Consider the following 13,425-nt stretch of genomic DNA (forward strand, 5'->3'; position numbering starts at 1 on the left):
ACGGCCCCGCCGGCACCCGCCTCTACCGCACCGGCGACCTCGCCCGCTTCCTCCCCGACGGCACCCTCGAAACCCTCGGCCGCATCGACAACCAGATCAAAATCCGCGGCTACCGCATCGAACTCGGCGAAATCGAAGCCCGCCTGCGCGAACACCCCCACATCACCGACACCGTCGTCACCGTCCGCGAACCCAGCCCCGGCAACAAGCGCCTCACCGCCTACCTCATCACCGACACCACCACCGACACCGCCATCGACACCGCGGCACTGCGCACCCACCTCGCCGACAAACTCCCCGAGTACATGGTCCCGACCGCCTACCTCACGATCGACACCATCCCCCTCACCCCCAACGGCAAGATCGACCACCGCGCCCTCCCCGCCCCCGACCTCGACACCCTCACCACCACCCACTACACCGCCCCCCGCACCCCCCTCGAAGAACGCCTCGCCGCCGTCTGGGCCGAGGTCCTCGGCCTGCCCCAGGTCGGCGTCGAAGACAGCTTCTTCGACCTCGGCGGCGACTCCATCCGCGCCGTCCGCCTCGTCGGAGCCCTCCGCGCCGCCGGCTACGACGTCACCATCCGCGACGTCTTCCAGCAGCGCACCATCACCGCCATGGCCGCCGCCCTCCCCGGCAACGGCACCGGCGAATCCCTCATCACCGCCGTCCAGCCCTTCGCCCTCATCGGCGCCGAGGACCGCGCGGCCCTCCCGGCCGACATCGTCGACGCCTACCCGCTCTCCCAGATCCAGACCGGCATGCTCGTCGAGATGCTCACGGCGGACGGCGGAAACAGCTACCACAACATCAACTCCTTCCGTCTGCCGGACGCGAAGGCCTTCGACGCCGCAGCGATGAGCGAGGCCATCGGCCTGGTCACCGCCCGCCACGAGATCCTTCGGACCTCGGTCGACCTGACCGGCTACAGCCGGCCGCTCCAGCTCGTCCACGCCGACGTCGAGATCCCGTTCGTCGTCGAGGACCTGCGCGGCCTGACCGAGTCCGAGCAGGAAGCCCACGGCCGCGCGTTCGTCGCCGCAGCCCGGACGGCCGGGTTCGACCTGGTGAATGGCCCGCTGCTGCACCTGGCGGTCCACCTCGAGTCGGCCGAGGCCTGGCGCCTGACGGTCAGCCACCTGCACGCGGTGACCGACGGCTGGACGATCAACTCCTTCCTGATGGAGCTGGTCGGCTGCTACCAGGCGCTGCGGGACGGCCGCGAGCCGGCCGCCCACGTGGCCCCGGCGGTCCGCTACGCCGACTACGTCGCCGCCGAGGAGGCCGCGCTGGCGAGCACCGAGGAGCAGGCCTTCTGGCAGGACGTCGTGGACGGGTACACCCCGCTGCGGATCCCGGCCACCTGGGCCGGCGCCGAGGACTCGGAGCAGCGCCACTCGATCGGCGTGCCGTTCGCCGACCTGGAGGAGGGCCTGCACAGGCTGGCGGCCGAGGCGAAGACCTCGCTCAAGAGCGTCATGCTGGCCGCCCACCTCAAGGTGATGGGCAGCCTCACCGCCGAGGACGCCTTCCACACCGGCGTCGTCTACCACGGCCGCCTGGAGGCACCGGGCGCCGACCGGGTGCTCGGCATGCACCTCAACACCCTGCCGTTCCCGACCACCCGGGGCGCGAAGACCTGGCGCGAACTGGTCGAGCGGACCTACGCGACGGAGACCGAGATCTGGTCCCACCGCCGCTACCCGCTGCCCGCCGTCCAGCGCGCCGCCGGGAACACCCGCGACCTGCTCACCGTGCTCTTCGACCACCAGGACTTCCACCAGGTCGACACCGGCACGGTGGACACCGGTGGTGGTCTGAACGACGGCCGCAACGAGTTCGGCCTGATGGCGATCGCCGGGGTCGGCCGGCTCAGCCTCGGGGCCGCGGTCTCGACGATGAGCCGGGAGAACCTGGAGCGGCTGGGCGCGATGTACCGGTCGGTGCTGGAGGCGATGGCCGCCGACGTCGATGGTGACGCCCTGCCCGTCCCGCTCGCCGAGGCCGACCGCCGGCTCGTCCCGGTGCTCCGGGCACCCGTCGAGCAGCAGGCCGCCGGCTGCCTGCACGAGCTGTTCGCCGTCCAGGCCGCCCGCACCCCGGACGCCGTCGCGCTGACCAGTGGCGATCAGAGCCTCACCTACGCCGAGCTGGACGAGCGGGCCAACCGCATCGCCCACCACCTGGTCGCCCTGGGCGCCGGGCCGGAGCGGGTCGTCGGCCTGTCGCTGGAGCGCGGCCCGGACCTCGTCCCCGCCCTGCTGGGCATCCTGAAGTCCGGCGCCGCCTACCTGCCGCTGGACCCGGCCAACCCGGCCGACCGCCTCGCCTACATGCTGGCCGACGCCGAGGCGCCGATCCTGGTGACCCATTCCGCCCTGGAGCCGATCGAGTTCGCGGGCGCCCGGGTGCTGATGGACGCCGACCGGGCCGCGATCGACGCCCGGCCGGCCACCGCCCCGGCCACCGGGGTGCGCCCGGACAACCTGGCGTACGTCATCTACACCTCCGGTTCGACCGGTCTGCCGAAGGGCGTCGGCACCGCGCACGCCAACGTGCCGCGCCTGTTCGGCGCGACCCGTGCGGACTTCCCGTTCGCCGCGGACGACGTGTGGGCGCTGTTCCACTCCTACGCCTTCGACTTCTCGGTCAAGGAGATCTGGGCCCCGCTGCTGCACGGCGGCCGCCTGGTGGTCGTCCCCGCGATGGTCGCCCGGTCGCCGCAGGAGCTGGTCGAGCTGCTGGTGGCCGAGCGGGTCACCGTGCTCTGCCAGACCCCGTCCGCGTTCCGCTCGCTGACCGGGCTGGTGCAGGAGGGCGACCCGCGCGTCGACCGGCTGGGGCTGCGTGCGGTCGTGTTCGGCGGTGAGCGCCTGGACATGTCGCAACTGGCGTCCTGGACGGCGAAGTTCGGCGTGCGGACGGCCCTGATCAACATCTACGGGCCGACCGAGACCACCGTGCACTCGATCTACCACCGGGTGACGGAGTCGGACCTGCCCCGGACGGCGTCCCCGATCGGCCTGCCGGTCGCCGACACCGTGATCCACCTGCTGGACGCCAACGGGCACCTGGTGCCGGACGGCGTGCCGGGCGAGATCCACGTGGGCGGCCCGGGCGTGGCCCGCGGCTACCTGAACCGCCCCGGGCTGACCGCCGAGCGGTTCGTGCCGGACCCGTACGGCCCGGCCGGCTCCCGCCTGTACCGCACCGGCGACCTCGCCTGGCGCCTGCCCGACGGCCGCTACGAGTCGCTGGGCCGGATCGACGGCCAGGTGAAGGTCCGCGGCTTCCGGATCGAGCTGGGCGAGATCGAGGCCCGGTTGCGCGAGCACCCGCTGGTGGACGAGGCGACCGTGATCGTGCACCGGAACGAGGCCGGCGAGAAGTCGCTGGTCGCCTACCTGGTGCCGGCCGGCTCCGCCGCCCCGGACCTCGCGGCGGTGCGGTCGGACCTGGCGGCGGCGCTGCCCGGCTACATGGTGCCGGCGGCGTTCGTCACCCTGGCGGGGATCCCGCTGACCACCAACGGCAAGGTGAACCGCCGGGCGCTGCCCGCGCCGGAGCAGGCGGTGAGCGTCGTGGGCGAGCACCACCTCGCACCGCGCACCGAGCTGGAGGCCGCCCTGGCGGCGGTCTGGGCCGAGGTGCTGGGCCTGGCGCAGGTCGGTGTCGAGGACAGCTTCTTCGACCTCGGCGGCGACTCGATCCGGGCCGTCCGCCTGGTCGGCGCACTGCGCGAGGCCGGCCACGACCTGACCATCCGCGACGTGTTCGAGCGGCGGACCGTCGCCGCCCTGGCCGCGGCCCTGCCCGGCGGCGACGGCCGCTCGCTGATCACCGCCGTCGAGCCGTTCGCGCTGGTCGACGAGGAGGACCGGGCGGCCCTGCCCGCCGACGTCGTCGACGCCTACCCGCTCTCCCAGATCCAGACCGGCATGCTCGTCGAGCTGATGGCGGGCGAGGGCGGCACGGCCTACCACCACATCAACTCCTTCCGGATCCCGGACACCCGGCCGTTCGCCGAAGCGGCGCTGCGGCGGGCCCTGGCACTGCTGGCGGACCGCCACGAGCTGCTGCGCACCTCGGTGCACCTGACCGGGTTCGGCCGGCCGCTCCAGCTGGTGCACGCCACCGCCGAGGTCCCCGTCACCGTGCACGACCTGCGCGGCCTGACCGAGGACGAGCGGGCCGAGCGGGCGCGCGGCTACGTGGCCGAGGAGCGGGCCCGCGGGTTCGAGCTGACGGCCGCGCCGCTGCTGCGGATCGCCGTGCACGTCGAGTCGGACGAGGCCTGGCGGGTCACCGCGAGCCACATCCACGCCGTCACCGACGGCTGGACGCTCAACTCGCTGCTGATGGAGCTGCTCGACACCTACCGGACGCTGCGCGACGGCGGGACGCCGGCCGCCTACCAGGCCCCCGCGGTCCGGTACGCGGACTACGTCGCCGCCGAGCTGACCGCCCTGTCCGACCCGGCCGACCAGGCCTTCTGGCAGGACGTGGTCGACCGGCACAGCCCGCTGGAGCTGCCCGCCACCTGGCGGGACCGGAGCGCCGGGTCGCTGCTGCTCAACGTCGAGTACGCGGACCTGGAGGAGCGGCTGCGGGCGCTCGCCGTCGGCGCGAACACCTCGCTCAAGACCGTGCTGCTCGCCGCGCACCTCACGGTGATGGGCTCGCTGAGCACGGCCCCGGCCTTCCACACGGGCGTGGTCTACCACGGCCGCCTGGAGGCGCCGGGCGCGGAGCGGGTGCTCGGCATGCACCTCAACACCCTGCCCTTCCCGGCCGCCCGGGGCGCGAAGACCTGGCGCGAGCTGGTGGCGCGGGTCTTCGGCACCGAGACCGAGCTCTGGTCGCACCGCCGCTACCCGCTGCCCGCCATCCAGCGGGCGGCCGGCCCCGGCCGGGCGGCGCTGAGCGTGATGTTCGAGTTCCTCGACTTCCACCAGGTCGACCGCGGCGCGGTGGACGTCCGGGCCTCGATGAACGACGGCTCCAACGAGTTCGCCCTGACCGTGATCGCCACCGGCGGCCGGATCGGGCTCAGCACCGGGGCCGGCGCGCTCGGCCGGGCGCAGCTGGCGCAGCTCGTCGCGATGTACCGGCTGGTGCTGGAGGCGATGGCCGCCGACCCGGACGGGGACGCGACCGCCGGCTACCTGCCGGTCCCCACCGCGTCGGCGGGTGCGCCCGCGGCCGAGCTGGAGCAGCCGTTGCCGGTCGGGCTGATCGCCGAGCAGGCGGCCCGCACGCCGAAGGCGGTGGCCGTGGTCGCGTCCGGGCGCACGCTGAGCTACCGCGAGGTGGACGAGTACGCCGACCGGATCGCGCACCACCTGACCGCGCTCGCGGTCGGCCCGGGCGCGGTGGTCGGGGTCGCGCTGGCCCGCCGGGCCGAGCTGGTCCCGGTGCTCCAGGGCGTCTGGCGCGCCGGCGCCGCGTACCAGCTGATCGACCCGGCCGCCGCGGCGGAGCAGGTCGACCCGCGGGTCACCTTCCTGATCACCGATCGGGCGGTGGCCGGGGGCTTCACCGGCGGGGTGCTGCGGCTGGACGACGAGGCGGCGCCGCTCGCCGCCCGGCCGGCCGGGGCGCTGCCGCTCGCGGCCTCGCCGGAGGGGGCGGCCTGCCTGCTGGACGGCGTGCTGGTCGACCACCGTGAGCTGGGACGGCTGCTGGAGAAGGTCCGGGCCGAACTGGGCGGGATCCGGCGCGGCGCCTGGCTGGCGGCCGCTCCGGGGGCCGGCCTGCGGGCGGCGGCGGAGCTGCACCTGCCGCTCACCGGCGGCGCCCGGGTGGTACTGGCGTCCGAGGCCGAGGCCGCGGACCCGGCGGCGCTGGTCGCCCTGGTGGACGCGCAGCGCGTCACCCACGTGCAGGCCACGCCGGAGGACTGGCGGCTGCTGCTGGCGGCGGGCTTCGACAGCCACGCGGTGACCGCCCTGGTGTCCGGCGGGTCGGCGCCGGACTCCGAGGGCGTGCTCGACGAGCTGCGGACCCGCGCCCAGCGGGTGGTGGCCGGCGTCGGCACCGTCCACTAGCGGCGGAACGCCCGAGGGCCCCCGCGGTCGGTACGACCGCGGGGGCCCTCGGGGCGGAACGGGCCCGGGCGAGCCGGACGGCGCGGGGCCCTCGGGGCGGACCGGACCGCGCGGCCCGACCAGGCCCGACCGGGCTCGGGGACCCAGTCCGTCAGCGCCCTTCCAGGAAGCGCAGCACGGCGCGGACCCGGCGGTGGCCGCCGGCGTCCTCGCGGGGCAGGTCGAGCTTGGTGAGGATGCTGTTGATGTGCTTGCCGACGGCGCTGTCGCTGATCACCAGCGCGGCGGCGATGGAGGAATTCGACTGGCCCTCGGCCATCAGCGCGAGCACCTCCCGCTCCCGCTCGGTCAGCCGGTCGAGCGGGCCGCTCTGCCGGCGCAGCAGCAGCTGCGAGACGACCTCGGGGTCGAGCGCGGTGCCGCCGGCGGCGACCTTGCGCAGCGCGTCCACGAACTCCTCGACGTGCGCGACGCGTTCCTTCAGGAGGTAGCCGATGCCGCTGGGGTTGGTGGCGACCAGGTCGGCCGCGTAGCGCTCCTCGACGTACTGGGAGAGCAGCAGCAGGGCGGTCTCCGGCCAGCGACGGCGGATCACCAGCGCGGCCCGCACGCCCTCGTCGGTGTGCGAGGGCGGCATCCGGACGTCGAGGATGGCGACGTCCGGCCGGTGCTCCTCGACGGCGAGGAGCACCTCCTCCGCGTCGCCGACGGCGGCGGCGACCTCGAAGCCCATCGTCTCCAGGACGTTGGTCAGGCCGACTCGCAGGAGGACGGAGTCCTCGGCGATCACGACGCGCACGGCAGCTCCACGGTGATGGTGGTCGGGCCCCCGACGGGGCTGGATATCCGGAAGGTGCCGTCCACCGAGCGGGCGCGACGGCTGAGGCCGGCGATGCCGGTGCCCCGGCTCTGGTCGGCGCCGCCGACACCGTCGTCGGTGACGACGACGCGCAGCAGGTCGGCGACGCGGTCCACCCGCACGGCGGCGCGCTCCGCGCGGGCGTGCTTGGCGACGTTGTTGAGCGCCTCGGCGACGACGAAGTAGGCGACGGACTCGATGGCCGTCGCGGGGCGGCGGTCCACCGTGACCGCCAGGTCGACGGGCAGCGGGGCGCGAGCGGCGACCCCGGACAGCGCGGCGTCCAGGCCGCGGTCGTCCAGGACCGCCGGGTGCAGGCCGCGGACGAGGTGCTTCAGCTCGGCGATGGCCTCCAGCGCCTCCCGGTGCGCCTTGTCGATGACGCCCTTCGCGTTCGGCCCGGCGTCGGTCAGGGTGGCCCGGGCCAGGCCGAGGGTCATCGCCAGGGCGACCAGGCGCTGCTGGGTGCCGTCGTGCAGGTCGCGCTCGATCCGGCGCCGTTCGGCGTCGGCGGCGGCCACCAGGCCGTCCCGGCCCTCGGTCAGGTCGTCGACGCGTTCGGCGAGCCGCTCGGCCCGGCTGGGCCCGAGCAGCCGGCGGGCCAGGTAGCCGTCCGCGCCGACCACCAGCGCCGTCACCCAGGGCATCACGAGGACGAGCAGCAGGCCGCCGGCGGTGAACACGGCGGCGCGCTGGCGGACCTGCTCGGGCAGGGCCCAGATCCAGCCGTAGGCGCCGGCCAGGGCGATGGCGTAGAGCCAGCCGGCCAGCACGGCGAGCCCGGCGAGCCCGAGCACCGGCCCGACCAGGACGTGGTAGCCGAGCTGGCGCCAGGCGGCCTGCGAGCGGACCGAGGTGGCGAGCCCGCGCCAGCTGAGCCGGATCGTGCTGTGGGCGGCACGCGGGATCGACTCGCCGAGCAGGTAGCGGAACCGGCGGTGCTGCGCCTCGTTCAGGGCGGTGACCGAGAGCAGCAGGAAGGCGAGCGGTCCGACCACGGTCAGCATCAGCTGGGTGGTCTCCAGCGGCCAGTAGAGCCAGTCGTCGGCGGGTTCGACGAACAGCAGCCAGGGCACCGCCACCAGGGAGAAGGAGGCCAGCTGGAGCGGGACGCCCAGGCAGAGGAACACGATGTCCCGCCAGACCCGCACCGACCACGGCGCGCGGCGGAGCGCGAGGGTGAGCAGCCGCCGCGGGGCTGTGCCGGTTGTCATGCGCCCACCGTAGTTGGCAGGCCGAAGGAGTGTCATGTCGCGCCCGTTCCGGGGAAAAGGGAAGGTGGCACCCCTTGTCGAGAAGGAGTGCCACCGGTGTGGAGCCCTGTGGTGATCAGGTGATCGGGACCACCTGGGGGCGAGCCAGCCGCAGGTAGTCGGCCGACTTGATCGCGACCGACCGGTCCAGCCGGGCGGCGTTGAAGTACAGCTCCGGCTGGTCGAAGAGGGCCGGGTCGGCGAGGACCTGGAGGTCCGGGTGGAAGGAGAACGGGGTGATCGTCCCGCTCACCGTCGCGCCGAGCGCCTCGGCGACGCCCTGTTCGGCGAACCGCGCCTTGCCGCCGCCGGCCACCCGGGCGACCTGCTTGAGGTCGACCCGGCAGTCGCCGGGTATCACGGCCAGCACGTGGCGGGCGGGCCGGCCGCCCTTGGTGACGGTGACCACCATGCACTTGGCGGCGGCGGAGAGCTCGTGGCCCCGCAGCTCGCTGGCGAGCGTGGTCTGCCCCTCCGGCGGGTGGTCCATCAGCCGGTAGGCGATGTCACCCCGGTGGAACAGGTCGAGGAGTCGTCGGTAGGTGGACGGCGGGGCGAGGTCGGCCGGGTCGGGGCGTTCCAGCAGGCCCACCGCCGCGGACTGTTCGGACGTGTCGACGAGCATTGGTCCTCCACGCTTGGTTGGCTGGGTCAGACGACGAGCCGGTCCAGCGAAGGATCGACGATGATCTTCGCGTGGCGGTCCGGCTCGCCCAGTTCTGCGATCGCCCCGGCCAGTCCGTCCAGGCCGGTCACCCCGGTGATCACGGCGCCGGCGTCGATCCGGCCCTCCGCGATGTCGCGCAGGGTCTGGCGGTACTCGGTCGGGCTGCCACCGAAGGAGCCGCGGATGTCCAGCTCCTTGCCGACGGCCACGCCGGGGTCGAAGGTGTCCGGGCGCAGGCAGACGCCGACGAGCACGATGCGGGCGCCGGCCGGTGCCCCGTCCACGACCCGGGCGAGCATGCCGGGCGTGCCGACGCACTCGAAGATGACGGCGTCCTTGATCCGCACGCCCCGGTACTCGGCGGCCATCCGGTCCATCATTCCGGGGATCACCCCGAGCGAGGTCCAGCGGTCGTACGGGGACTCGACGGCCGGGTCGATCAGGATGTCGGCGCCGAGTCGCTCGGCGAGGGCCCGGCGGCGCGGCGAGAAGTCCACCGCGACGACCGGGCCGAGGCCCCTGGCCTTGAGCACCGCGACGATGCCCAGGCCCACCGGGCCGAGGCCGATCACCACGGCGACCGAGCCGGGGGCCGCCTCGGCCCGCCGGACGGCCCGGGCGGCGATCGAGAACGGCTCGGTGAGCGCGGCGGTCTTCGGGTCGAGCCCGTTGGGCACCGGCATGGTGAAGGCCTCGGAGAGCAGCATGTACTCGCCGAAGCCGCCGGGGAAGGCCGGCGTGTAGCCGATGATCCCGCTGCCCTGCGGTCCGAAGCCGATCGGCGGGCCGCACACCACGGTGCCGGTCGGCAGGGCCCGGACGGTGCCCGGGCCGTAGTCGACGATCTCGGCGGCGAACTCGTGGCCGAGCACGAGGCCCTCGCGGATGTCGTGGGTGCTCCCGCCCGTGCGGCGCATGACGTCGCCGAACGCGTCGGGGTCGTCGAGGGCGTGCAGGTCCGAGCCGCAGATGCCGCAGGCCAGGGTGCGGACCAGCACCTGTCCGGCCTGCGGCACCGGGTCCGGGACCTCCTCGACGACGAGTGCGCCCCCACGGGTGATGGCGGCACGCATGGTCGTCCTCCTCTCTGCCGGTGCGGGGTCAGGCCCGCTCGGCGATCTTCTCGGCGAGCAGTCCGGAGAGGGCGTCGATGGTGGGGTAGTCCCAGGCCAGGGTGGGCTCCAGCTCGACCTCGAACTCGTCCTCCGCGTCGCCGCACAGGGCGAGGGCGTAGACCGACTCCAGGCCGTACTCGACGAGCTTGACGTCGGGCCGGATCTGCTCGACCGGGATCTCCAGGTAGAAGGCCACCCGCTCGGTGAGCCAGGCGCGCAGCTCGGTGAGGTTGTGGGTCTGCTCGATGGACGTGGTCATGGTGGTAACTCCTCGGGAGGGTCGGAAATCGTGGGGGTGGTGACGGGATGCCGGTCAGTCCAGCGAGGCGGCGAACTCGGCCAGCGCGGCGGTGACTTCGGCGGGGCGCTCCTGCTGGGTCCAGTGGCCGCAGCCGGGCAGCAGCACGCTGCGGTGCAGCCGGGGCGCCCAGCGCCGCAGCTCGTCCGCCAGCCGGTCGGGGTCCTGGCCGCGGACCACGAAGTCGTCCGTACCGGCCAGGTAGAGCGCCGGGACCTGGATCGCGGCCTTGTTGAGCGGCGCGGTGAGCTCCCAGTTGCGGTGCAGGTTCCGGTACCAGTTCAGGCCGCCGGTGAAGCCGGTGGCGCCGAGCGCCTCGGCGTAGACGGCGAGGTCCGGCTCGGTCAGCCAGCCGGGCAGCCGGTCGGGCTCCGGGTACAGGTCGAGGAAGCCGCCGCCGTCCGGCACGACCGGGTCGAAGGGCGGCGCGCCGCCGCTGGTGCCGGCCAGCAGCCGGCGCAGTGCGGCGGGCACGTCGCGTTCCAGCTCCCGCTCGGCCGCGCCGGGTTCCTGGAAGTACAGCATGTAGAAGCGTTCGCCCATGGCGCGCCGCATCGCGGGCAGCGGCGGCAGGCCGGCCCGCGGCCGGTAGGGGATGCTCAGCCCGGCCACGCCGCGGACCAGGTCCGGGCGCATCAGCGCGGTGTGCCAGGCGACCTGGGCGCCCCAGTCGTGCCCGGCCACCACCGCCCGGTCCGCGCCGAGCGCGCCGATCAGCGCGACGACGTCGCCGACCAGGTGGTGGATGGTGTACTGGTCGGCCTCGGCGGGGCACTCGCTGAGGCCGTAGCCGCGCATGTCGGGGGCGACCACCCGGTAGCCGGCCTCGGCCAGCCCGTTGAGCTGGTGGCGCCAGGAGTACCAGAGTTCGGGGAAGCCGTGCACCAGCACGATCAGCGGCCCCTCGCCGGCCTCGGCGACGTGCATCCGCCGGCCGGCCACCCGCAGGGTCCGGTGGACGATCTCAGCCAACGCGCCGCCCTCCCCCGCCGGTGGCGAAGCCGAACATCCGGTCCATCGCGGCCGCGTCCACCAGGGTCAGGCGCGCGACGGCGGCGTCCGGGTCGGCCAGGGCCGCGTCGACGGCCCGGACGAAGTAGCCGGCGAACCGCTCGACGGTGGCCTCGTCGAACAGGTCGACGTCGTAGCGGAAGTCGACGGCCAGCGAGTCCACGCTCTGCCGCACATTCACCGCGAGGTCCAACTGGCCTTCGGCCTGAGGGAGTTCGAACGGCGCGATGCGCAGTCCGGCGAACTCGGCCGGTGCGCCGTCGGCGGCGTCCAGGAGCAGCCGCAGCAGCGGGTCGGGGCTGCTGGTGCCGATCATGTTGAAGGTGATCCGGCAGAGCGCGGAGCCGGCGCCGGTCCGCGGCCGGTTGACCGTCCGGGTGAGCAGCTCGAACGGGTAACCGACCCGGCCGAGGCCCGCCTTGACCTGCGCGTCGGCGGCCCGGGCCGCGTCGCGGAAGCTCGCCCCCGGCGCCAGGTCGGCCCGGAACAGCAGGGTGTTGATGAAGTTCCCGACCACCTCGCGGGTCGCCGGGCTCAGCCGGGTGGTGGTCGGCGCGCCGACCAGGAAGGCGTTCTGCCGGGTGTAGCGGTGCAGCAGCCCCTGGAGGATCCCGAGCAGGAGGGAGAACAGCGAGACCCCGTCGGCCAGCGCCAGCTCGCGCAGCCCGGCCACCCGCGGGCCGCTCAGGTCCAGGTGGTGGGTGCTGCCGCGGTAGCCCGGACTCGTCGGCCGGGGGCGGTCGGTGGGGATCTCGGCCGGGATCGCCCCGGCGCAGAAATCGTGCCAGTACTGCTCCATCCGGGCGCCGCGCGGCGAGCCGAGCAGGTCGCGCTCCCGGGCCGTGTAGTCGTCGTAGTCCGCGGTGAGGGGTGCGAGGTCGGGCTCCCGGCCGTCGACCAGCCGCCGGTAGCTCTGCAGCAGGTCGCGCAGGATCAGCCAGTTGGAGGTGGCGTCGGTGCCGATGTGGTGGCCGGCCATCAGCAGGACGGCGTCCTCGGCGCCGCGGCGCAGCAGGACGAAGCGGAACGCGCCGTCGCGCTCCAGCCGGAACGGCTCGCGCAGCGCGTCCCGCACCGCGGTGCGGAACCGCTCGTCGGTCAGCCCCGGCAGCTCGCGCAGTTCCAGGCCCAGCGGGTGCCGGTCGGCGACGGTGCGGGCGGCCCGGCCGTCGTGCTCGGCGAAGAGCGAGCGGAGCATGTCGTGCCGCTCGGCGGTCGCCTCGATCGCCCGCTCCAGGGCGGGCAGGTCGACGGCGGAGCGGACGGTGAGGGCCACCCCGGTGTTGTAGACCGCGGCGTCCGGCGCCAGCCGGTAGAGGAACCAGAGCGACTGCTGCGCGTGGGAGAGGGGGTGCAGGCTGGACATCGACGTCCTTCGTTGCGGTGGGTGGGCGGGTCAGTGGCCGATGAACCGCGGGGGTTCCCCGGCGAGGTGTGCCCGCAGGCCCTCCCGCTGGTCGGCGGTGGCGAACAGGGCGGCGAACCGGTGCCGTTCGAGGTCCAGTCCCTCGGCCAGCGGCCGGCCGAGGCCCTCGTCGACGGCCCGCTTGGCGGCGCCCAGGGCGGCTGTCGGCCCGTCGGCGAACCGCTCCGCCAGCCGCTGGGCCGAGGCGTGCACCTCGGCGTCCGGGACGACCTCGTCGACCAGGCCGAGCTCCAGCGCCTCGGCCGCGTCCAGCTGCCGTCCGGTCATGATCAGCCGCTTGGCCCGTGCCGGGCCGATCAGCCGGGGCAGCCGCTGGGTGCCGCCGGTGCCGGGAATGATCCCCAACCGGATCTCCGGCAGGCCGAGCACGGCCCCGGACCCGGCCACCCGGAAGTCGGCGCAGAGCGCGAGTTCGAGCCCGCCGCCCAGGGCGAAGCCCACGATCGCGGCCACCACCGGCTTGGGGATCGCGGCGATCGCGGCGAACCCGGCGTGCAGCCGGGCGGTGTACGCGTCCACCTCGGCGGGGGTGCGCTCGGCCATCGCCGCGAGGTCCGCGCCGGAGCCGAAGATGCGCCGGCCCCCGGTGAGGATCACGGCCCGGACGGCCGGGTCCGATCCGACCCGCTCGGCGGCCTCGGCCAGCTCCGCGGGCAGCACCGGGTCGGCGCCGCTGATGGTCGGGCGCAGCAGCCGGACGGTCGCCACCGGCCCGGCCTCCTCGACCCGTACGTACTTTCCCATGC

General features: G+C 74.5%; 9 protein-coding genes. 1 reads left to right on the plus strand and 8 read right to left on the minus strand.

Features of this window, described 5'->3' with window-relative positions; translation table 11 throughout:
• On the plus strand, positions 1–6,050 hold a 6,050-nt coding region (locus ACZ4UX_RS32615), incomplete at its 5' end, for an amino acid adenylation domain-containing protein (protein WP_465709280.1).
• Between the two features lie 151 nt (positions 6,051–6,201).
• On the opposite strand, the gene ACZ4UX_RS32620 is transcribed toward ACZ4UX_RS32615, so the two are convergent.
• The 8 genes from ACZ4UX_RS32620 to ACZ4UX_RS32655 form a co-directional block, all read right to left on the minus strand.
• Positions 6,202–6,849: a response regulator transcription factor gene (locus ACZ4UX_RS32620; RefSeq protein ID WP_329488963.1), complete on the minus strand. Its 648-nt coding sequence runs from the start codon at positions 6,847–6,849 to the stop codon at positions 6,202–6,204.
• Positions 6,837–8,123, minus strand: a complete 1,287-nt coding sequence (locus ACZ4UX_RS32625; RefSeq protein WP_380391090.1) for a sensor histidine kinase — start codon at positions 8,121–8,123, stop codon at positions 6,837–6,839. The genes ACZ4UX_RS32620 and ACZ4UX_RS32625 overlap by 13 nt, the downstream gene beginning before the upstream one ends.
• A 115-nt stretch (positions 8,124–8,238) precedes the next feature.
• Positions 8,239–8,787 carry a YbaK/EbsC family protein gene (locus ACZ4UX_RS32630; protein WP_465709281.1) on the minus strand — a complete coding sequence of 183 codons (549 nt, stop codon included), beginning with the start codon at positions 8,785–8,787 and terminating at the stop codon, positions 8,239–8,241.
• A gap of 26 nt (positions 8,788–8,813) precedes the next feature.
• Positions 8,814–9,902: a zinc-binding dehydrogenase gene (locus ACZ4UX_RS32635; RefSeq protein ID WP_352296458.1), complete on the minus strand. Its 1,089-nt coding sequence runs from the start codon at positions 9,900–9,902 to the stop codon at positions 8,814–8,816.
• Between the two features lie 28 nt (positions 9,903–9,930).
• Positions 9,931–10,203, minus strand: coding sequence for an acyl carrier protein (locus ACZ4UX_RS32640; protein WP_465709282.1), 273 nt, complete (start codon positions 10,201–10,203; stop codon positions 9,931–9,933).
• 54 nt (positions 10,204–10,257) lie between these two features.
• Complete coding sequence (locus ACZ4UX_RS32645) at positions 10,258–11,169, minus strand: alpha/beta fold hydrolase (protein ID WP_465709328.1); 912 nt, start codon at positions 11,167–11,169, stop codon at positions 10,258–10,260.
• A 37-nt stretch (positions 11,170–11,206) separates the two neighbouring features.
• On the minus strand, positions 11,207–12,619 hold the full coding sequence (locus ACZ4UX_RS32650; RefSeq protein ID WP_465709283.1) for a condensation domain-containing protein: 1,413 nt from the start codon (positions 12,617–12,619) through the stop codon (positions 11,207–11,209).
• A gap of 30 nt (positions 12,620–12,649) precedes the next feature.
• Complete coding sequence (locus ACZ4UX_RS32655; RefSeq protein ID WP_465709284.1) at positions 12,650–13,423, minus strand: enoyl-CoA hydratase/isomerase family protein; 774 nt, start codon at positions 13,421–13,423, stop codon at positions 12,650–12,652.
• Between the last annotated feature and the right edge of the window lie 2 nt (positions 13,424–13,425).

This window comes from Kitasatospora sp. NPDC028961 (genome assembly GCF_055564815.1).

Bases quoted from the DNA above. Each gene is read 5' to 3' on its own strand.
- ACZ4UX_RS32625 (WP_380391090.1), bottom strand. From the start codon at position 8,123: ATGACAACCGGCACAGCCCCGCGGCGGCTGCTCACCCTCGCGCTCCGC.
- ACZ4UX_RS32630 (WP_465709281.1), bottom strand. From the start codon at position 8,787: ATGCTCGTCGACACGTCCGAACAGTCCGCGGCGGTGGGCCTGCTGGAA.
- ACZ4UX_RS32635 (WP_352296458.1), bottom strand. From the start codon at position 9,902: ATGCGTGCCGCCATCACCCGTGGGGGCGCACTCGTCGTCGAGGAGGTC.
- ACZ4UX_RS32640 (WP_465709282.1), bottom strand. From the start codon at position 10,203: ATGACCACGTCCATCGAGCAGACCCACAACCTCACCGAGCTGCGCGCC.
- ACZ4UX_RS32645 (WP_465709328.1), bottom strand. From the start codon at position 11,169: ATGCACGTCGCCGAGGCCGGCGAGGGGCCGCTGATCGTGCTGGTGCAC.
- ACZ4UX_RS32650 (WP_465709283.1), bottom strand. From the start codon at position 12,619: ATGTCCAGCCTGCACCCCCTCTCCCACGCGCAGCAGTCGCTCTGGTTC.
- ACZ4UX_RS32655 (WP_465709284.1), bottom strand. From the start codon at position 13,423: ATGGGAAAGTACGTACGGGTCGAGGAGGCCGGGCCGGTGGCGACCGTC.